The sequence below is a fragment of the Brevibacterium sp. MGP-B1 genome, from assembly GCF_057766545.1.
The window spans coordinates 527,901-546,531 of the sequence record NZ_CM173407.1; the positions used below are offsets into that span (position 1 = coordinate 527,901).

31 protein-coding genes are annotated in these 18,631 nt (G+C 62.3%); 29 read left to right on the forward strand and 2 right to left on the reverse strand.

The features are described from left to right. Window positions 1-21: 21 nt before the first annotated feature. The 24 genes from tuf to map all read left to right on the forward strand — a co-directional run bounded on the left by tuf (window position 22) and on the right by map (window position 14,316). Complete coding sequence (gene tuf, locus AC3CD9_RS02380; protein WP_173156442.1) at window positions 22-1,215, forward strand: elongation factor Tu; 1,194 nt, start codon at window positions 22-24, stop codon at window positions 1,213-1,215. Between the two features lie 512 nt (window positions 1,216-1,727). Beyond that, window positions 1,728-2,036, forward strand: coding sequence for a 30S ribosomal protein S10 (gene rpsJ / locus AC3CD9_RS02385; protein ID WP_009379191.1), 309 nt, complete (start codon window positions 1,728-1,730; stop codon window positions 2,034-2,036). Between the two features lie 11 nt (window positions 2,037-2,047). Then, the gene (gene rplC, locus AC3CD9_RS02390; protein ID WP_488366132.1) at window positions 2,048-2,722 is read left to right on the forward strand and encodes a 50S ribosomal protein L3; all 675 of its coding nucleotides are present in this window, start codon (window positions 2,048-2,050) and stop codon (window positions 2,720-2,722) included. A 5-nt stretch (window positions 2,723-2,727) separates the two neighbouring features. Continuing rightward, window positions 2,728-3,381, forward strand: coding sequence for a 50S ribosomal protein L4 (gene rplD / locus AC3CD9_RS02395; protein ID WP_101546943.1), 654 nt, complete (start codon window positions 2,728-2,730; stop codon window positions 3,379-3,381). Further along, a complete protein-coding gene (gene rplW / locus AC3CD9_RS02400) occupies window positions 3,378-3,677 on the forward strand; it encodes a 50S ribosomal protein L23 (RefSeq protein WP_025777929.1) in 300 nt (99 codons plus the stop codon). The genes rplD and rplW overlap by 4 nt, the downstream gene beginning before the upstream one ends. Before the next feature lie 30 nt (window positions 3,678-3,707). Continuing rightward, on the forward strand, window positions 3,708-4,544 hold the full coding sequence (gene rplB, locus AC3CD9_RS02405) for a 50S ribosomal protein L2 (RefSeq protein WP_025777928.1): 837 nt from the start codon (window positions 3,708-3,710) through the stop codon (window positions 4,542-4,544). Between the two features lie 15 nt (window positions 4,545-4,559). After that, window positions 4,560-4,841 (forward strand): 30S ribosomal protein S19, encoded by a 282-nt coding sequence (rpsS, locus tag AC3CD9_RS02410; RefSeq protein WP_025777927.1) that lies wholly within the window; start codon window positions 4,560-4,562, stop codon window positions 4,839-4,841. A 42-nt stretch (window positions 4,842-4,883) separates the two neighbouring features. Further along, window positions 4,884-5,270, forward strand: coding sequence for a 50S ribosomal protein L22 (gene rplV, locus AC3CD9_RS02415; protein ID WP_025777926.1), 387 nt, complete (start codon window positions 4,884-4,886; stop codon window positions 5,268-5,270). Beyond that, window positions 5,270-6,085, forward strand: coding sequence for a 30S ribosomal protein S3 (gene rpsC / locus AC3CD9_RS02420; protein ID WP_139468552.1), 816 nt, complete (start codon window positions 5,270-5,272; stop codon window positions 6,083-6,085). Before rplV ends, rpsC begins: the two co-directional genes overlap by 1 nt. Before the next feature lie 3 nt (window positions 6,086-6,088). Next, complete coding sequence (gene rplP, locus AC3CD9_RS02425) at window positions 6,089-6,505, forward strand: 50S ribosomal protein L16 (RefSeq protein ID WP_025777924.1); 417 nt, start codon at window positions 6,089-6,091, stop codon at window positions 6,503-6,505. 2 nt (window positions 6,506-6,507) lie between these two features. Next, window positions 6,508-6,759, forward strand: a complete 252-nt coding sequence (gene rpmC / locus AC3CD9_RS02430; protein WP_025777923.1) for a 50S ribosomal protein L29 — start codon at window positions 6,508-6,510, stop codon at window positions 6,757-6,759. Then, window positions 6,759-7,046, forward strand: a complete 288-nt coding sequence (gene rpsQ, locus AC3CD9_RS02435) for a 30S ribosomal protein S17 (RefSeq protein WP_025777922.1) — start codon at window positions 6,759-6,761, stop codon at window positions 7,044-7,046. The genes rpmC and rpsQ overlap by 1 nt, the downstream gene beginning before the upstream one ends. Before the next feature lie 144 nt (window positions 7,047-7,190). After that, complete coding sequence (gene rplN / locus AC3CD9_RS02440) at window positions 7,191-7,559, forward strand: 50S ribosomal protein L14 (RefSeq protein WP_025777921.1); 369 nt, start codon at window positions 7,191-7,193, stop codon at window positions 7,557-7,559. 2 nt (window positions 7,560-7,561) lie between these two features. Beyond that, window positions 7,562-7,930, forward strand: coding sequence for a 50S ribosomal protein L24 (rplX, locus tag AC3CD9_RS02445; protein WP_139468550.1), 369 nt, complete (start codon window positions 7,562-7,564; stop codon window positions 7,928-7,930). Further along, complete coding sequence (gene rplE, locus AC3CD9_RS02450) at window positions 7,930-8,499, forward strand: 50S ribosomal protein L5 (protein WP_039206325.1); 570 nt, start codon at window positions 7,930-7,932, stop codon at window positions 8,497-8,499. The genes rplX and rplE overlap by 1 nt, the downstream gene beginning before the upstream one ends. A 67-nt stretch (window positions 8,500-8,566) precedes the next feature. After that, a complete protein-coding gene (gene rpsH / locus AC3CD9_RS02455) occupies window positions 8,567-8,965 on the forward strand; it encodes a 30S ribosomal protein S8 (protein ID WP_025777918.1) in 399 nt (132 codons plus the stop codon). A gap of 17 nt (window positions 8,966-8,982) precedes the next feature. After that, window positions 8,983-9,519, forward strand: a complete 537-nt coding sequence (rplF, locus tag AC3CD9_RS02460) for a 50S ribosomal protein L6 (protein ID WP_025777917.1) — start codon at window positions 8,983-8,985, stop codon at window positions 9,517-9,519. Window positions 9,520-9,521: 2 nt separating this feature from the next. Further along, on the forward strand, window positions 9,522-9,902 hold the full coding sequence (gene rplR / locus AC3CD9_RS02465; RefSeq protein ID WP_092015640.1) for a 50S ribosomal protein L18: 381 nt from the start codon (window positions 9,522-9,524) through the stop codon (window positions 9,900-9,902). After that, window positions 9,899-10,582 (forward strand): 30S ribosomal protein S5, encoded by a 684-nt coding sequence (gene rpsE, locus AC3CD9_RS02470; protein ID WP_216657189.1) that lies wholly within the window; start codon window positions 9,899-9,901, stop codon window positions 10,580-10,582. The genes rplR and rpsE overlap by 4 nt, the downstream gene beginning before the upstream one ends. Then, a complete protein-coding gene (gene rpmD, locus AC3CD9_RS02475; RefSeq protein WP_025777914.1) occupies window positions 10,582-10,764 on the forward strand; it encodes a 50S ribosomal protein L30 in 183 nt (60 codons plus the stop codon). Before rpsE ends, rpmD begins: the two co-directional genes overlap by 1 nt. 1 nt (window position 10,765) lies before the next feature. Further along, window positions 10,766-11,218: a 50S ribosomal protein L15 gene (gene rplO, locus AC3CD9_RS02480; RefSeq protein WP_101546948.1), complete on the forward strand. Its 453-nt coding sequence runs from the start codon at window positions 10,766-10,768 to the stop codon at window positions 11,216-11,218. A 347-nt stretch (window positions 11,219-11,565) separates the two neighbouring features. Next, on the forward strand, window positions 11,566-12,867 hold the full coding sequence (gene secY, locus AC3CD9_RS02485; protein ID WP_139468549.1) for a preprotein translocase subunit SecY: 1,302 nt from the start codon (window positions 11,566-11,568) through the stop codon (window positions 12,865-12,867). Between the two features lie 49 nt (window positions 12,868-12,916). Then, a complete protein-coding gene (locus AC3CD9_RS02490; RefSeq protein WP_139468548.1) occupies window positions 12,917-13,483 on the forward strand; it encodes an adenylate kinase in 567 nt (188 codons plus the stop codon). Then, entirely contained in the window at window positions 13,480-14,316 is an 837-nt protein-coding gene (map, locus tag AC3CD9_RS02495) for a type I methionyl aminopeptidase (protein ID WP_488366133.1), read from the forward strand. The genes AC3CD9_RS02490 and map overlap by 4 nt, the downstream gene beginning before the upstream one ends. Before the next feature lie 10 nt (window positions 14,317-14,326). Here map and AC3CD9_RS02500 read toward each other — a convergent pair whose 3' ends face one another. Further along, window positions 14,327-14,566, reverse strand: a complete 240-nt coding sequence (locus AC3CD9_RS02500) for a hypothetical protein (RefSeq protein WP_488366134.1) — start codon at window positions 14,564-14,566, stop codon at window positions 14,327-14,329. A 78-nt stretch (window positions 14,567-14,644) separates the two neighbouring features. Between AC3CD9_RS02500 and AC3CD9_RS02505 the strand changes: the two genes are divergently transcribed. Next, window positions 14,645-15,529: a PaaX family transcriptional regulator gene (locus tag AC3CD9_RS02505; protein WP_488366135.1), complete on the forward strand. Its 885-nt coding sequence runs from the start codon at window positions 14,645-14,647 to the stop codon at window positions 15,527-15,529. 58 nt (window positions 15,530-15,587) lie between these two features. On the opposite strand, the gene AC3CD9_RS02510 is transcribed toward AC3CD9_RS02505, so the two are convergent. Continuing rightward, on the reverse strand, window positions 15,588-16,733 hold the full coding sequence (locus tag AC3CD9_RS02510) for a MalY/PatB family protein (RefSeq protein ID WP_488366136.1): 1,146 nt from the start codon (window positions 16,731-16,733) through the stop codon (window positions 15,588-15,590). Between the two features lie 367 nt (window positions 16,734-17,100). On the opposite strand from AC3CD9_RS02510, the gene infA reads away from it, so the two are divergent. From infA to rpsK, 4 genes are all read left to right on the forward strand, one after another. Next, window positions 17,101-17,322: a translation initiation factor IF-1 gene (gene infA, locus AC3CD9_RS02515; protein ID WP_009379245.1), complete on the forward strand. Its 222-nt coding sequence runs from the start codon at window positions 17,101-17,103 to the stop codon at window positions 17,320-17,322. A 58-nt stretch (window positions 17,323-17,380) separates the two neighbouring features. After that, window positions 17,381-17,494, forward strand: a complete 114-nt coding sequence (gene rpmJ / locus AC3CD9_RS02520; RefSeq protein ID WP_009884960.1) for a 50S ribosomal protein L36 — start codon at window positions 17,381-17,383, stop codon at window positions 17,492-17,494. A gap of 212 nt (window positions 17,495-17,706) precedes the next feature. Beyond that, window positions 17,707-18,075, forward strand: a complete 369-nt coding sequence (gene rpsM, locus AC3CD9_RS02525; RefSeq protein WP_025777905.1) for a 30S ribosomal protein S13 — start codon at window positions 17,707-17,709, stop codon at window positions 18,073-18,075. 52 nt (window positions 18,076-18,127) lie between these two features. Continuing rightward, a complete protein-coding gene (gene rpsK, locus AC3CD9_RS02530; protein WP_025777904.1) occupies window positions 18,128-18,532 on the forward strand; it encodes a 30S ribosomal protein S11 in 405 nt (134 codons plus the stop codon). Window positions 18,533-18,631 lie beyond the last annotated feature (99 nt).

Consider the following 18,631-nt stretch of genomic DNA (forward strand, 5'->3'; position numbering starts at 1 on the left):
ACAACCACGAGGAGGAACCCAGTGGCAAAGGCTAGTTTCGAACGGACTAAGCCGCACGTCAACATCGGCACCATCGGCCACGTTGACCACGGAAAGACCACCCTGACCGCCGCGATCACCAAGGTCCTGGCGGATCAGTACCCGGATCTCAACGAGGCACGCGCCTTCGACCAGGTCGACAACGCACCTGAGGAGAAGGAGCGCGGCATCACCATCAACGTCTCGCACGTTGAGTACCAGACGGAGAAGCGTCACTACGCTCACGTCGATGCCCCGGGTCACGCCGACTACGTGAAGAACATGATCACCGGTGCCGCTCAGATGGACGGTGCGATCCTCGTCGTTGCCGCCACCGACGGCCCGATGCCCCAGACCCGTGAGCACGTGCTGCTCGCTCGTCAGGTCGGCGTTCCCTACATCGTCGTGGCTCTGAACAAGTCCGACATGGTCGATGACGAAGAGCTCCTCGAGCTCGTCGAATTCGAGGTTCGCGATCTGCTCTCCAGCCAGGAATTCGACGGAGACAACGCTCCTGTCGTTCCGGTGTCCGCTCTCAAGGCGCTGGAAGGCGACGAGAAGTGGGTCAAGAGCGTTCAGGAACTCATGGCAGCCGTCGACGAGAACGTTCCCGAGCCGGAGCGCGATGTCGACAAGCCGTTCCTCATGCCCGTCGAAGACGTCTTCACGATCACCGGTCGTGGAACCGTCGTCACCGGTCGTGTCGAGCGCGGCGTCCTCCTGCCGAACGACGAAATCGAAATCGTCGGCATCAAGGAGAAGTCGTCCAAGACGACCGTCACCGCTATCGAGATGTTCCGCAAGACCCTGCCGGATGCCCGTGCAGGTGAGAACGTCGGTCTGCTTCTGCGCGGCACCAAGCGCGAAGACGTGGAGCGCGGTCAGGTCATCGTGAAGCCGGGTTCGATCACCCCGCACACCAAGTTCGAAGCTCAGGTCTACATCCTGAGCAAGGACGAGGGCGGACGTCACAACCCGTTCTACTCGAACTACCGTCCGCAGTTCTACTTCCGGACCACGGACGTCACCGGCGTCATCACGCTGCCTGAGGGCACCGAGATGGTCATGCCCGGCGACAACACCGACATGTCGGTCGAGCTCATCCAGCCGATCGCTATGGAAGACGGCCTCCGCTTCGCTATCCGCGAGGGTGGACGCACCGTCGGCGCCGGTCGAGTCACCAAGATCAACGCCTGATCTGACTCACTGAGTACCACCGGCTAGGGCCGCAGTTCTTCGGAACTGCGGCCCTTCCGCATGTTCAGGCCGCACTTGCCGACGACCGGTCAGATGATGCTGTTTGGGGGAGTTGCGCAGCGCCGTCTGATTGAGGGCCGGCATGAATCGGGTTCGCGCCGTCCTTGAGAGTTCCCTCACAGGCACCGTTCGCGGAATTGCGCGGGTGAAGTGCTCTGTGACAAGATAGTGAAGTTGCGTTTTGGGCGTTGACCCCTGCACTGCGGTAGTGATACCGCGAACAGCCTGAAACACTATCGGATCGATGAATCTGCATCATGCGGGTTCGGACCGAGCAGCCAATGAGTAGAAGCGCCGTCGGCGCTTGGGGGGAGAAGTGAGAATTTCTCCGCCAGGATTAGCCGACACGCCCGACCTCGGGGGTCGGTCATGGTCAGCCGGCACAGACGGCAGAGTGTCTCCGACGTTCTGCGAGTTGATGGCCGGAAGCAACTAAAGAAAGAGACGACGCCATGGCGGGACAGAAGATCCGCATTCGGCTCAAGTCGTACGACCACGCTGTGATTGACAGTGCTGCACGCAAGATCGTGGACACCGTCACTCGCGCAGGTGCGACTGTTGTGGGCCCCGTGCCGTTGCCAACGGAGAAGAACGTTTACTGCGTCATCCGTTCGCCGCACAAATACAAGGACAGCCGTGAGCATTTCGAGATGCGCACGCACAAGCGTCTGATCGACATCGTCGACCCGACGCCGAAGGCAGTCGACTCGCTGATGCGTCTCGACCTCGCTGACGACGTCAACATCGAGATCAAGCTCTAAGGGAGGCAGCAATGGCGAACACTCGTTCATCCGCTCTCCCGACTACCCGCAAGGTCAAGGGCCTTCTGGGAACCAAGCTGGGCATGACCCAGGTCTGGGATGAGCAGAACAACCTCGTGCCGGTGACCGTGGTGGCCACCGGAAACAACGTCGTAACTCAGGTCCGCAACGAGGAAACCGATGGTTACCCCGCTGTGCAGATCGCGTTCGGCGAGATCGATCCTCGCAAGGTCAACAAGCCGACTGCAGGCCACTTCGAGAAGGCTGGTGTGACTCCACGCCGTCACCTCGTCGAGCTGCGCACTGCAGATGCTGCTGACTACGCGCTCGGCCAGGAACTCGGCGTCGACACGTTCGAAGCCGGACTCAAGGTTGATGTGACCGCGAAGACCAAGGGCAAGGGAACCGCCGGTGTTATGAAGCGTCACGGCTTCGCCGGTGTCGGTGCCTCCCACGGTCAGCACCGCAACCACCGCAAGCCAGGTTCGATCGGCGGAGCCGCGACACCTGGTCGCGTGTTCAAGGGTATGCGCATGGCCGGCCGTATGGGCGCTGTCAAGCACACCACCCAGAACCTCACGATCCACGCCGTGGACAACGAGAACAACTTCCTGCTCATCAAGGGCGCCGTTCCCGGCCCCAAGGGTGGAGTCGTCCTCGTTCGCTCGGCCGCGAAGGAGGCCTGAACGTCATGACTGATGTCAAGACAGTCGACGTCATCGATGCCGCTGGTGCCAAGGCCGGCTCCGTTGATCTGCCCGCCGAGGTCTTCGGCGTGCCGACCAATGTGCCCCTGATCCACCAGGTCGTCGTTGCTCAGCTGGCTGCGGCCCGTCAGGGTACGCACAAGACGAAGACCCGCTCCGAAGTTCGCGGTGGCGGTCGCAAGCCCTACCGTCAGAAGGGAACCGGCAACGCCCGTCAGGGTTCGATCCGCGCTCCTCAGTACAACGGCGGTGGAATCGTGCACGGACCGGTCCCACGCGATTACTCGCAGCGGACCCCCAAGAAGATGAAGGCCGCCGCTCTGCGCGGAGCCCTGTCCGATCGTGCACGCCTCGATCAGGTCTTCGTGATGAAGAACCTGGTCACCGGCGACGCCCCGTCGACGAAGCAGGCGAAGGCCGCACTGGCCGGACTGTCCGAGCGCAAGAACACCCTCGTGGTGCTCGAGCGTGACGACGAGCTCACCTACCTGAGCGTGCGCAACCTGCCCCACGTCCACGTGCTCACCGCCGATCAGCTCAACACCTATGATGTGCTGCTCGCCGATGACATCGTGTTCACCGAGGCAGCTCTGGCCGCGTTCCTGAGCGGAAACCGCAAATCGGAGGACGCATCATGAGTCTGAACTTCAAGGACCCGCGCGACATCATCGTCGCACCGGTCGTCTCGGAGAAGACCTACAGCCTGATGGACGAAGGCAAGTACACCTTCCTCGTCGACCAGGACTCGAACAAAACCGAGATCAAGCAAGCCATTGAAACGATCTTCGATGTGCAGGTCGCCAAGGTCAACACCCTGAACCGTCAGGGCAAGCGCCGCCGCACCCGCACCGGTTGGGGAAAGCGCAAGGACACCAAGCGTGCCATTGTCGCCCTCAAGGACGGATCGATCGACATCTTCGGTGGATCGCTCTAAGCGATCCTTCGTCAAAGAAGGACAAGACTCATGGGAATCCGTAAGCACAAGCCGACGACGCCGGGCCGCCGTGGCTCGTCGGTCGCCGACTTCGTCGAAGTGACCCGGTCTACACCGGAGAAGTCGCTTCTGCGCCCGCTGCCCAAGCGCGGCGGCCGCAACAGCCAGGGACGCGTGACCACCCGCCATCAGGGCGGCGGTCACAAGCGTCAGTACCGTGTCATCGACTTCCGCCGCCATGACAAAGATGGCGTTCCGGCGAAGGTCGCGCACATCGAATATGACCCGAACCGTACGGCTCGCATCGCTCTGCTGCACTATGCAGACGGAGAGAAGCGCTACATCATCGCCCCGCAGAACCTCAAGCAGGGCGCACAGGTGGAAGCCGGTCCGGGTGCAGACATCAAGCCGGGCAACAACCTTGCCCTGCGCAACATCCCAGTCGGCACCGTGGTGCACGCAGTTGAAATGCGTCCCGGTGGCGGTGCCAAGATTGCTCGTTCTGCCGGTTCTTCCGTGCAGCTCGTGGCGAAGTACGGCCGTTTCGCACAGCTGCGGATGCCTTCGGGCGAAATCCGCAACGTCGATGCGCGCTGCCGTGCGACGATCGGCGAGGTCGGCAATGCCGAGCAGTCGAACATCAGCTGGGGCAAAGCAGGCCGCATGCGTTGGAAGGGCAAGCGCCCGACCGTCCGCGGTGTCGTGATGAACCCGATCGACCACCCGCATGGTGGTGGCGAGGGCCGTACTTCGGGTGGTCGTCACCCGGTCAGCCCGTGGGGTCAGTTGGAGGGCCGCACACGCCGGCCGAACAAAGAGAGCGACAAGTACATCGTGCGCCGTCGCCGGACCGGCAAGAAGCGCTGATTGGAGTACTGACTTATGCCTCGTAGCCTCAAAAAGGGTCCTTTCGTCGACGAACACCTCTTCCAGAAGGTGGCTCGTCAGAACGAGAAGAACACCAAAAATGTCATCAAAACATGGTCTCGTCGCTCGATGATCATCCCGGACTTCCTGGGACACACCATCGCAGTACATGACGGACGCAAGCATGTCCCCGTCTTCATCACTGAGTCGATGGTCGGACACAAGCTCGGCGAGTTCGCACCGACACGGACGTTCCGTGGCCACGAAAAGGACGATCGCAAGGGTCGCCGCCGCTGAGGCGGGGCACTCTTTCGATCCTAGAGAAGAGAGAAGGAAGCGATGGAAGCCAAGGCTAAGGCGCGGTACCTGCGCGTTACGCCTCGCAAGGCTCGGCGCGTCATCGACCTCATTCGTGGTCAGCAGGCGACCGAAGCACTTGCAGTGTTGAAGTTTGCAGAACAGTCGGCATCAGATCCGATTTACAAGCTCGTGGCCTCCGGCATCGCCAATGCGCGTGTCCGGGCCGACGAGGAAGGCGTTGCGTTCGACGAGAACGAACTGGTCATCTCCGAAGCGTTCGTGGACGAGGGGCCGACCATGAAGCGGTTCCGTCCGCGTGCCCAGGGTCGCGCTTTTCGCATCGAAAAGCGCACCAGCCACGTGACAGTGGTCCTGGCCAGCGGTGACGACCTGCCTCAGCGCAAGAGCCGGAAGGGGAACCGTTAATGGGCCAGAAGATCAATCCGAATGGATTCCGACTCGGAATCACCACGGATCACAAGTCGAAGTGGTTCGCTGACTCGACCAAGCCGGGGCAGCGCTACCGCGACTACGTGCTCGAAGATGTCAAGATCCGCCAGATGATGAACACCGGCCTCGAACGGGCCGGCATCTCGAAGGTCAACATCGAGCGCACGCGTGACCGTGTCCGCGTCGACATCCACACCGCACGCCCGGGCATCGTCATCGGCCGTCGCGGAGCCGAAGCAGACCGCATCCGCGGTCAGCTCGAAAAGCTCACCGGCAAGCAGATTCAGCTCAATATCCTTGAGGTGAAGAACCCCGAGGTCGACGCTCAGCTCGTCGCCCAGGGCGTTGCCGAGCAGCTCGCCAGCCGTGTGGCCTTCCGCCGCGCGATGCGCAAGGCGATCCAGAGCGCCCAGCGCGCAGGTGCCAAGGGCATCCGCGTGCAGTGCTCCGGCCGCCTCGGCGGTGCCGAGATGAGCCGGTCCGAGTTCTACCGCGAAGGTCGTGTGCCGCTGCACACCCTGCGCGCGAACATCGACTTCGGCGTTCACGAAGCCCACACCACTTTCGGACGCATCGGCGTCAAGGTGTGGATCTACAAGGGCGACATGACCGACAAGGAGCTTGCCGCCGAGCAGGCGAAGGCTCCTGCTGCTCGTGGCCCGCGTGGCCGTGGGCGCGGTCGTGGAGGCCGCGGACGTGGTCAGGAAGGCGCACCGCGCCGAGGCGACCAGGCCCGTAATACTGAGAACAGCGCCGAAGCCCCCGCGGCTGAGGCCGGATCGGAGGGCTGAGAAATGCTGATCCCTCGTCGAGTGAAATTCCGCAAGCAGCACCACCCCAACCGGGGCGGCGCCGCCAAGGGAGGCACGACGGTGTCCTTCGGTGACTACGGCATCCAGGCTCTCGAGCCGGCTTATGTCACCAACCGTCAGATCGAGGCCGCACGTATTGCCATGACCCGCTACATCAAGCGCGGCGGCAAGGTGTGGATCAACATCTACCCTGATCACCCGCTGACGAAGAAGCCTGCCGAAACCCGCATGGGTTCCGGTAAGGGTTCGCCGGAGTGGTGGATCGCCAATGTCAAACCCGGTCGAGTCATGTTCGAACTCGGCGGTGTGTCCGAGGAAGTTGCTCGCGAGGCTCTGCGCCTGGCGATCCACAAGCTTCCGCTGAAGGCCCGTATCGTGGCCCGCGAAGGTGGTGAGTGAGAATGGCTATCGGTTCGAAGAACCTTTCCATCGACGCGCTTGACGGTTACGACAACGAGCGTCTGCAGGAAGAGCTCAAGAAGGCCAAGGCCGAGCTGTTCAACCTGCGTTTCCAGTCGGCCACCGGCCAGCTGGAGAGCCACGGTCGCCTCAAGGCCGTGCGTCGCGACATCGCTCGTATCTACACCGTGCTCAACGAACGGGAGCTGGACATCCGTCCGAACCCCGCTGATGCCAAGGAAGAGAGCAAGTGATGGCGGAGACCACGAACACCGAGGCCACTGCTGCGGAACGCAACTCCCGCAAGACCGCACGTGGCTACGTCGTATCCGACAAGATGGACAAGACCATCGTCGTCGAGGTTGAGGAGCGCATGAAGCACCGCCTCTACGGCAAGGTCATGCGCAAGTCGGTCAAGTACAAGGTTCACGACGAAGAGAACACCGCCGGCATCGGCGACCTCGTCCTCGTGGCCGAGACGCGGCCTCTTTCGGCCGCGAAGCGTTGGCGGCTCGTCGAAATCGTCGAACGCGCCAAGTAGCCAACGCCACCCCACCCACCCGGTCCCGCCCGCGGCCTCCTGCAGGCCGCGGGCGGCTACCGGGAACGGGGTGAAATGTCAATGAATCCGTTCCGCAAGGCTCGCGCTCAGGCGTGAGAACCAGCGCGACGACAGGAGAAAATAGTGATTCAGCAAGAGTCGCGACTCAAAGTCGCCGACAACACTGGCGCCAAGCAGATCCTGGCAATCAGGATCCTGGGTGGCTCCGGTCGGCGCTACGCCTCGATCGGTGACACCATCGTGGCAACCGTCAAGGATGCAATCCCTGGCGGCAATGTGAAGAAGGGTGACGTCGTCAAGGCCGTCATCGTTCGCACTGCCAAGGAACGTCGTCGTCCCGACGGCTCCTACATCAAGTTCGATGAGAATGCAGCTGTCATCCTCAAGAACGATGAGGAACCACGCGGAACCCGTATCTTCGGGCCCGTGGGACGCGAACTCCGCGACAAGAAGTTCATGAAGATCGTCTCCCTGGCACCGGAGGTGTTGTGAGCATGGCGAACAAGCTCAAGATCAAGAAGGGCGACCTCGTCCAGGTCATCGCCGGCGCTCGGCAGTCCCGTGGTGGCGATCGTGGGAAGCAGGGCAAGGTCCTTGCCGTCTACCCCGAACGCAACCGCGTCCTCGTTGAGGGCGTCAACCGCGTGATCAAGCACAAGAAGGCTACGCAGACTCAGGCCGGCGGCACCGCTGGTGGCCGTGAGACCCACGAAGCCCCCATCCACGTGTCCAACGTGGCGCTCGTTGATCCCAAGGACAACAAGCCCACCCGCGTCGGATACCGCGAAGAGAGCGTCGAGCGCGACGGTCGCACCAAGACCGTTCGGGTTCGCATCTCGCGTCGCACCGGGGAGGAGATCTGATGACGGAAACAACCACCAGCCGTCCCGCACCGCGTCTCAAGCAGATTTACCGCGAAGAGATCGTTGCGAAGCTGCAGGAAGAGTTCAACTACGCCAACCCCATGCAGGTTCCCGGACTGACCAAGGTCGTCGTGAACATGGGCGTGGGAGACGCAGCACGCGATTCCAAGATGATCGAAGGCGCGATCAACGACCTGACTCTGATCACCGGTCAGAAGCCTGTCGTGACCCGTGCCCGCAAGTCCATCGCACAGTTCAAGCTGCGCGAAGGTCAGCCCATCGGCGCCCACGTCACCATGCGTGGAGCCCGGATGTGGGAGTTCATCGACCGCGTCATCACTCTGGCACTGCCGCGTATCCGCGACTTCCGCGGACTCTCGGATCGTCAGTTCGACGGAAACGGTAACTACACCTTCGGCCTCACCGAACAGTCCATGTTCCATGAGATCGATCAGGACCGGATCGACCGCGTCCGCGGTATGGATATCACCGTCGTCACCACCGCGGCAACCGACGACGAGGGACGTGCACTGCTGCGTCACCTCGGGTTCCCGTTCAAACAAAAATAATCGCTACGTTGCAGGTCCAAGCACAGTACGTGGGCGGAAACCGTAACGAGGAAGGGCAAGTGCCCAAATGACAATGACTGATCCAGTCGCAGACATGCTTACGCGTCTGCGCAACGCCAACTCGGCTTATCACGAGGACGTCAGCATGCCGTTCTCGAAGCTCAAGTCGAACATCGCCGAGATCCTCAAGACCGAGGGCTACATCACCGGCTGGAGCGTCGAAGACGCCGAAGTCGGCAAGACTCTGCTCCTGGACCTGAAGTTCGGACCCAACCGGGAACGTTCGATCGCCGGCCTGCGCCGTGTGTCGAAGCCGGGACTGCGCGTCTACGCGAAGTCCACGAACCTGCCCAAGGTTCTCGGCGGCCTCGGCATCGCCATCCTGTCGACCTCGTCAGGCCTCCTGACGGACCGTCAGGCCGCCAAGAAGGGTGTGGGTGGGGAAGTCCTCGCCTACGTCTGGTAAAGGAAGGAGAGAAGAACATGTCACGTATTGGCAAGAACCCGATCTCCGTTCCCAGCGGCGTCGAGGTCAAGGTCGACGGCCAGGATGTCGCCGTCAAGGGACCTAAGGGCGAGCTGTCCGTCACCATCGCCGAGCCGATCACCGTATCGCTCGAAGACGGTGTCATCACGGTTGCCCGTCCGGATGAAGAGCGCGAATCGCGTTCTCTGCACGGACTGTCCCGCACGCTCATCAACAACATGATCGTCGGTGTGACCGATGGCTACTCCAAGGCCCTCGAGATCGTCGGAACCGGTTACCGTGTCCTGGCCAAGGGATCGAACCTCGAGTTCGCCCTCGGCTACAGCCACCCGATCGTCGTCGAACCGCCGGAGGGAATCTCCTTCAGCGTCGACGGTCAGACCAAGGTCGCTGTCCACGGAATCGACAAGCAGCTCGTCGGTGAGACCGCTGCCAACATCCGGAAGCTGCGCAAGCCCGAGCCTTATAAGGGCAAGGGTGTGCGCTACGCCGGCGAAATCGTCCGTCGCAAGGTCGGAAAGGCTGGTAAGTAAAGATGGCCTTTGGCAAGAAGGAAAGCTACGGCAAAGGCAGGGCAGCTGCTCGCAAGCGTCGTCACGCTCGACTGCGCAAGCATGTCAGCGGCACGACCGAGCGCCCTCGCCTCTCAGTGACTCGCTCCACGCGCCACGTCTTCGTCCAGGTCATCGACGACACCGTCGGCAAGACCCTGGTCTCGGCCTCCACCATGGAAGCCGACCTGCGGACATTCGAAGGCGATAAGACCGGCAAAGCCCGCAAGGTGGGCGAGCTGGTTGCTCAGCGCGCCAAGGACGCCGGAATCGATTCCGTCGTCTTCGACCGTGGAGGCAATGCCTACCACGGCCGTGTGCAGGCAATCGCCGAAGGTGCCCGTGAAGGAGGATTGGCCCTATGAGCACTGAAGAGAACAAGGAACAGCAGGCAACTGCTGAGACCCGCACCGACAACAGCGGTGACCGTTCCTCCCGTGGCCGCGGCCAGGGTGGACAGGGCGGTCAGGGTCGCGGACGCGGCGAAGGCCGTGGACGCGGCGGTCGCAACGACCGTGAAGACAAGAACCAGTTCATCGAGCACGTCATCACGATCAACCGCGTGTCGAAGGTCGTCAAGGGTGGACGTCGGTTCTCCTTCACGGCTCTCGTCGTGGTCGGTGACGGCGACGGCATGGTCGGCATGGGCTACGGCAAGGCGAAGGAAGTTCCTGCCGCCATCGCCAAGGGTGTCGAGGAAGCGAAGAAGAACTTCTTCCGCGTTCCCCGCATCCAGAAGACCATTCCGCACCCCATCCAGGGCGAGGAAGCCGCAGGCGTCGTCCTGCTGCGTCCGGCCGCTCCGGGTACCGGTGTCATCGCCGGTGGACCCGTTCGTGCGGTCCTCGACGCGGCAGGCGTCCAGGACGTCCTGTCCAAGTCGCTGGGCTCGGCGAACGCGATCAACATCGTGCACGCTGCGATTGCCGCACTGAAGGGCCTTGAGCGTCCGGAAGAGGTCGCGGCTCGCCGTGGCCTGCCCGTCGACGAAGTTGCTCCGCACGCACTGCTGCGAGCAGCTGCTGAAAGTGGGGCGAAGTCCTGATGGCAAAGCTCAAGATTACTCAGCGCAAGTCCGCAATCGGATACCGTCAGAGCCAGCGTGACACGCTGCGTTCGCTCGGTCTCAAGCGGACCAACGACGTTGTGGTGCAGGAAGATCGCCCCGAGATCCGGGGAATGATCAACGCTGTCCGCCACATCGTGACTGTGGAAGAGGTCGATTGATATGTCGAACAACGACTCGCTGAAGCTGCACGATCTGCGCCCTGCCCCCGGAGCCAAGACCGCCAAGACCCGCGTCGGTCGTGGTGAGGCTTCGAAGGGTAAGACCGCCGGACGCGGAACCAAGGGCACGAAGGCCCGCTACCAGGTTCCGCACGGCTTCGAGGGCGGCCAGACCCCGATGCACATGCGTCTGCCCAAGCTGCGTGGATTCAAGAACCCCGCCAAGGTGGAGTTCCAGGTTGTCAACCTCGACAAGCTGTCCAGCCTGTTCCCCGAGGGCGGAGACGTCACCGTCGCCGATCTCGTGGAAAAGGGCGCAGTGCGCGCAAAGCAGCCCGTCAAGGTTCTCGGCACCGGTGAGATCACCGTTGCCCTGAACATCACTGCAGACAAGTTCTCCGGCTCCGCAGCCGAGAAGATCAAGGCTGCAGGCGGAAGCACCAACGAGGCCTGATCCGTTCCACTCGGAACGGTTTCCCGGCTTCAACGCTGGTCAAGGGGGCGGTCACTTCGGTGGCCGCCCCCTTCTGCTTCCCTGAACGCCGGCTGCGGTGGTCCGCATACCGGACCGAAACCGCCCAGACGCGCTCTCGAACACTGCGTGAAACCGATCCGATGCCATCTCAACCCCTGTCTGAATCCGCTCTGTGACCGCCTCGAACACAGGTCGCGCAGAGTCCCCGCAGGGCTTCGCCGGTTTCGGCCTGGAGGGCATACCCTGGTAGTCTTTTGCAGGTATTTGTCTCAATCGCCAGGTCGCGACCACGACTCTGACTTTTCATCCCCCAACGAGGAGGACGCTTGATCGGCGCAATCCGGAGGGCCTTCAGAACGCCCGACTTGAGGAAGAAACTCCTCTTCACCCTGGGCATTCTTGTCATCTTCCGACTCGGCTCGTTCATTCCTTCGCCTGGAATCGACTACACCAAGGTGCAGGAATGCGTGGCTTCGCCTCAGCTCAATGAGGGCGGATTCGCCATGATCAACCTCTTCAGCGGCGGCGCGCTGCTGCAGCTGTCGATCTTCGCCCTGGGCATCATGCCGTATATCACCGCGAGCATCATCGTCCAGCTGCTGCGAGTGGTCATTCCTCGCTTCGAAGCCCTCCATAAGGAAGGCGCCTCTGGTCAGGCGAAGCTGACTCAGTACACTCGCTACCTCACCATCGGTCTCGCGATCCTCAACTCGACGACCCTCGTGGCGACCGTGCGCTCCGGCGCACTGTTCGGCGACGTCCAGAACTGCCAGGACCTCATCGCCAACGACACCTGGTGGGGCATTGCCGTCCTCGTCCTCACTCTGACCGCGGGAACCGGCCTGATCATGTGGCTGGGCGAGCAGATCACCGAACACGGTGTGGGCAACGGAATGTCGCTGCTTATCTTCACGTCCGTCGCTTCTGCCTTCCCGTCCTCGCTCGGTGCGATCTTCCGCGAGCAGGGCGTCGACATCTTCATCATCGTCATGGCAGTGGGACTCGTCCTCATCGCCCTCGTCGTCTTCGTCGAGCAGTCGCAGCGCAGGATCCCCGTCCAGTACGCCAAGCGCATGGTGGGCCGTCGGATGTTCGGCGGAACGTCGACCTACATTCCGATCAAGGTGAATATGGCCGGTGTCATCCCCGTCATCTTCGCCTCCTCGGTGCTCTACCTGCCGAGTCTGATCTCGCAGTTCTTCGACCCGGAATCCAAGGCAGTCGAATGGATCAACACCTACTTCACCCGCGGTGACCACCCCCTCTACATCACCGTGTATGCGCTGCTGACGATCTTCTTCGCCTACTTCTACGTCGCGATCACCTTCAACCCTGAAGAGGTAGCGGACAATATGAAGAAGTACGGCGGCTTCATCCCGGGTATCCGTGCCGGTCGCCCGACCGCCGAGTACCTCAGCTACGTACTCAGCCGCATCAACTTCCCCGGCTCGCTCTACCTGGCCTTCGTCGCCCTCATTCCGCTGATCGCTCTGGTGCTCATCAACGCCAACCAGAACTTCCCGTTCGGCGGCACCTCGCTGCTGATCGTCGTCGGCGTCGGCCTCGAAACGGTCAAGCAGATCGACGCGCAGATGCAGCAGCGCCACTATGAGGGTCTGCTGCGCTGATTCGACCGGACGCTGACGTTCAGCGGACATTCCATTGGAAGGACACCTTATGAGTTCACGCATCATCCTGATCGGCCCTCCCGGCGCCGGCAAGGGCACCCAGGCCGCACGCCTGTCGGAGGCGCTCGGCGTCCCAGCGATCTCGACCGGAGACATCTTCCGGGCGAATGTGAAGGGTGAGACCGAACTGGGCAAGCTGGCCAAGCGCTACATGGATGCGGGCGAGTACGTGCCCGACGAGGTCACGAATTCGATGGTCGCCGATCGACTGGCACAGGATGACGCAGCCGAAGGTTTCCTCCTCGACGGGTATCCTCGCACCAGCGCCCAGGTCGACGAACTCGACAGGATCCTCGCTGCCGAGGATAAGGCGATCGAGCACGTGGTCGAGCTCACGGCCGACACCGACGAGGTCGTCGCTCGTCTGCTCGCGCGGGCTCAGACCGAGGGCCGCAGCGACGACAGCGAAGACGTCATCCGCCATCGCCTCGACGTCTACGAAGAGCAGACTCAGCCGCTGACCGATATCTACCGCAGTCGCGGACTGCTTCGTCAGGTCGACGGACTCGGCGAAGTCAACGACATCACCGAACGCATCCTGTCGACCATTCGATGATCTTCGGACCACGTATCGAGCTGAAGACTCCCGCAGAGCTTGAGCTCATGCATCGGGCCGGGCAGCTGACAGCAGAAGTGCTCTCAGCGGCCCGGTCCGCGGCCGTTCCCGGAGCCACCACCGCCGAGGTGGACGCCGCTGCAGAAGCCGTCATCGACGCCGCCGGTGCCCGCTCGAACTTCAAGGGCTATCAGGGGTTCCCTGCGGTCGTGTGCATATCCGTGAACGAGGAGATCGTCCATGGCATCCCGGGGTCCCGTGTCCTCGAAGCCGGGGATATCGTGTCGATCGACGGCGGCGCCGTCGTCGACGGCTTCCACGGGGACTCAGCGCTGACCATGATCGTCGGCGGCGACGAAGCAGGCACCACCGCCGACCGTGAGCTGTCCTCTGCCACCGAGGCGGCTATGTGGGCAGGTATCGCGGCGTTCGCGACCGGTACGAAGGTCAGCGACATCGGAGACGCCATCGATGACTTCGTCTCCGAATCATTCCCCCATCTGGGCCTCGTCGAGGAATTCACCGGGCACGGCATCGGCACTTCCATGCATATGGCACCTGAGGTCCTCAACTACCGTGCACGCTCCAACGGCCCGAAGATCAAGCCCGGAATGTGCCTGGCGATCGAGCCGATGCTCACCACGGGTGGTGCGGACACACGCACTCTCGCCGACGACTGGACTGTCGTGACGGCGGATGGGTCACGGGCGAGCCACTGGGAACACAGCGTGGCCCGCCATGACGGGGGAGTCTGGGTACTCACAGCCGTCGACGGGGGAGCGGCCGGGTTGGCGCCGTTCGGAATCACTCCCGTGGCTCCGAAAAACGCCTGAGGGGGAGAAATCAGGTGGTCGGCATCTGCCTTCTCAGGGCAGACCTGCCGACGAAGTAGACTGCGGCGAAAGTTCCGGACGCCGCCATCAGTGCGAGTGCGAACATCCACGTCGCCGTCTCGGCGATGGTGAATCCGAAGATCTGGAATGCACAGAAGGCGATGAAAGCCGTGATGGCTCCCGCCAGCAGTCCGGACGTGCGGGCCGTCTGGTATGCGCGCTGATCTAGTGTGTGCTTCTCGTCATCCATGTCGTGGCTCCTCGTCGCTTGGCTGCGATCTCGGTTCTGTCGGCACCGATCCTTGTGTCTTCACGGTAGGATCTGGCCATGACGAGTGTCCACGATGTCCCGAAACGTCGGACAGATGTGGGTGATCGGTATCGGATGACGCGGATCGCCTTCGACGTGATCTCCGTTTTCGGATGCCTGCAGGCCGGTGGACTGCCGGGACCCGTCATCGTCGGGGTGCTGCGTGAACACGGGTATTCCTCCTCGAGCGTTCACAATCAGCTCGTGCGGATGGTCCAACGAGGCATCATCAGCAGCGAACGGATCGGGCGGGTCTCCATCTACCGTCTGAGCAAACACATCCTCTCGGACTTCGGCGACATCGCAGGCGATCACGTCTTCCCCGACTATGAGGGCCGCTTCCACACCATCGTGTATTCGGTTCCGGAGGCTGAACGCGGGCTGCGCGACCGGCTGCTGTACATTGCGCGGAGCTTGGGATACAGGCAGCTGAGACCGGGAATCCTCATCGGCTTCGCAGACCAGTCCATTCAGCTCTCGACGCGACTGCCGGACATCTCTGTTCCCGGCTGGTCAGAGGCAGGAGTGCTGACACCCGAGTCCCTCGCGGCGGCACGCAGGATGACGACTCGGGCATTCGAACTCGACGCCGCTCTCGCTCAGCTGCCGCCCCTGGAAGAGCGCATGAACGCATTGAGTTCGGGAGGTTCGGCACCCGGCACGGGATGCGCAGGGCTGAGCCTGGGAAGCTTCTTCGATCTGTACTACGACGTCGCCCGTGCAGTGATGACCCACCCGCTGCTGCCGGAAACTCTCGTCGACGGGACTCAGCCGGCTTTGCGGTTCCGTGCGCTGATGCGGCAGTGCAATCTCGAATACTATCTGCGTTTCGATCAGCTGATCCGCGAGTGCGCGGGAGCAAGCTCATCCTTCGAACTCATCGAATGGCTGCCCGAAGACTGATCAGTGTCGGGCGTGGAGGCCATCGGACATGTCGGTCAGCGGGCCCAGGGCATGGTGGTCAGAGTATCCGGGCGATCCTCTTGACCGCTTCGGTGAGCAGAGGTCGGGGGAGTGCGAAGTTGAAGCGGATATGTCCGGCCCCGACCTCACCGCAGAGTCGACCTTCGGTCACGGCCACCTCGGCGCGGGATCGGATGTGATCGGACAGGTTCGACTCCAGTCCACAGCCGCGTAGATCCAGCCAGGCCAGATAGGTGCCTTCCGGTTCGATATAGGCGGCACCCGGCAGCAGTGACCCGACGAGATCGGTGAAGTGGTCGCGGTTGCCCTTGAGGTAGCCGTTGACTTCGCTCAGCCAGTCATTCGCACGCGTGTAGGCGGCGGTGGTGGCGAGTATCCCCGGGTTCGACGCGGCTCCGGAGACGAACTGTCCCTTCTTCGCCCAGACCTCACGGTCGCTGGGGGAGGTGAGGATGAGCTGGGCGCATTTGAGGCCGGGGATGTTGAAGGCCTTCGACGCGGCTGTCGCGGTGGCGGTGTGGGCGGCGGTCGCCTCGGTGAGAGTGGCATAGGGAATGTGCCGCGCGGGGGCGTAGACGACCGGTGCATGGATCTCATCGGAGAACACCCGGGCACCGGCCTTCTCCACGACGTCGGCGAGGGCCAGCAGTTCGGCCTCGGTGCAGACCTTGCCGATCGGGTTGTGCGGATTGCACAGGACGAACGTGGCTCCGGGAGTGAGGGCAGAGGCGATGGCATCGAGGTCGAATGACCAGCCGGACTCCGATCGGAGCATCGGGACTTCGATGAGTTCGCGGCCGGTCACTCGCGCGACATCGAAGAACGGCATATAAGCCGGTGTCGGCAGCACGATCGGAGTGTCCGGTGGGGTGAGGTGGGTGAGGACGCCGAGGAACGCGGCCAGCACATCACTGGCCGGTTCGATATGACCGACGGGGATCCGCCACCCGTAGTGCTCGGAGCAGAAACGCGAGGTCGATGTTCTCAAGTCAGCGGTCAGGTCGGCGGGAGCATAGCCGTAGAGGTCACGGTCGTCGATGGTCTGCAGCGACTGCCGCACCGCGGGCGCCACCCCGAAGTCCATCTCGGCGATGAAGGCGCCGATGGAGCCGGGGAAGGACGACCACTTGCGGCCGCCCTTCGCGACAAGGGACTCCTCGGTGATGGCATCAAAATCGGACATCTCTGTACTCCTCTTCGGGGACTGCGTCTGGTGCGGTTCTCACGCTAGCAGTCGGGGCGGCGGAGGTGCGCTGCATTCGTCGTCAGGGGACATGGGAACGGTGCGCCGCCTCGGCGAAGATGGGATTGTAAGGGACTTCACGCTCAGAAGCGAACACCGTGTGGAAGATTCTTTCTCCGTAGTGTAGGGTTGATGATTGGTCTGTTCTCATTCAACTCACCCTTTTTCAGATGTGGGCGGCTTCTGCCATCCACTTCTTTTATGTGGTGACGAGGACTGCAGACCGAGGGGTCACCGGCATTGAGTCGGTGATACACGATTACGTCGAACGCGAAGGTTTCGCGGGAATACGAGGTTAGCGAACGATATGGCCAAAAAAGAAGGGGTCATTGAGATCGAAGGCACCGTTGTCGAGGCTCTGCCGAACGCATCGTTTCGGGTCGAGCTGAGCAACGGGCACAAGGTGCTCGCACATATCTCCGGAAAGATGCGTCAGCACTATATCCGCATCCTTCCCGAGGACCGGGTCATTGTGGAGCTGTCTCCATACGATCTCTCGCGCGGACGAATCGTTTACCGCTACAAGTAAGGATCTTCGATCATTCGCGTCCTGTCCGGCCGGGCAGGGACCGAAAGAAGGAAAAACGATGAAGGTTAAGCCCAGCGTCAAGAAGATCTGCGAGAACTGCCAGATTACCCGCCGTCACGGCCGGGTCATCGTCATCTGCTCCAACCCGCGCCACAAGCAGCGCCAGGGCTGAGCAGCTCGTTTCGAGCAGATCGAGGCTCCACAGCGGAGCCTCAGCAGCACCACACCCGCGCAAACCTCGCCATCTGCGTTCGGAGCCAAGCGAAGTGAGAGCTTCCGGGGAACGGACACAGGACGATACCTCCGGTCGGGGGCCGGAGACCTTGGGAGACCAAGGACAGGTTTGCATCAGCACCTCCGAAACAACAACAGGAGACAGTACCCATGGCACGACTTGCCGGAGTCGACATCCCGCGTGAAAAGCGCGTGGAAGTCGCCTTGACTTACATCTATGGTGTGGGCCGCACCCGTGCGCGCCAGACCCTGACCGAAACGGGAATCAGCCCTGATACCCGTGTGAAGGACTTGAGCGACGCAGAGCTCGTCCAGCTGCGTGACTACATCGAGGGCACATTCCAGGTTGAGGGTGACCTCCGTCGTGAGGTGGCCGCCGATATCCGCCGCAAGGTCGAAATCGGAAGCTATGAAGGCCTGCGTCACCGCCGCGGTCTGCCGGTTCGCGGTCAGCGGACCAAGACGAATGCGCGTACCCGCAAGGGCCCCAAGCGCACCGTGGCCGGTAAGAAGAAGTAACACGCTCACCCGGTTGGCTGAGGCCAACCACCTCGATCAGGAGTAGGACAATATGCCTCCCAAGTCACGCGCCGCTACAGTGCGCAAGCCTCGCCGCAAGCTGAAGAAGAATATCGTTGCCGGCCAGGCTCACATCAAATCAACCTTCAACAACACCATCGTGTCGATCACTGATCCGACCGGTGCTGTCATCTCCTGGGCCTCCTCAGGCGAGATCGGCTTCAAGGGTTCGCGCAAGTCGACCCCGTACGCCGCTCAGATGGCTGCTGAATCGGCTGCTCGCCGGGCGCAGGAACACGGCCTGAAGAAGGTCGACGTGTTCGTCAAGGGACCGGGCTCGGGCCGCGAGACCGCCATCCGTTCGCTGCAGGCCGCCGGCCTGGAACTGGGAACCATCCAGGATGTCACCCCCGTTCCGTTCAACGGCTGCCGTCCCCCCAAGCGCCGCCGCGGCTGATCCTTCCGTGGAACTGCAACGGATGACGGGTGAGAGCCCGACATCGGTCGCAGAACGGATTCCCAGATAACCCGAACCGTTCTTCATGGCCTCGTCGCC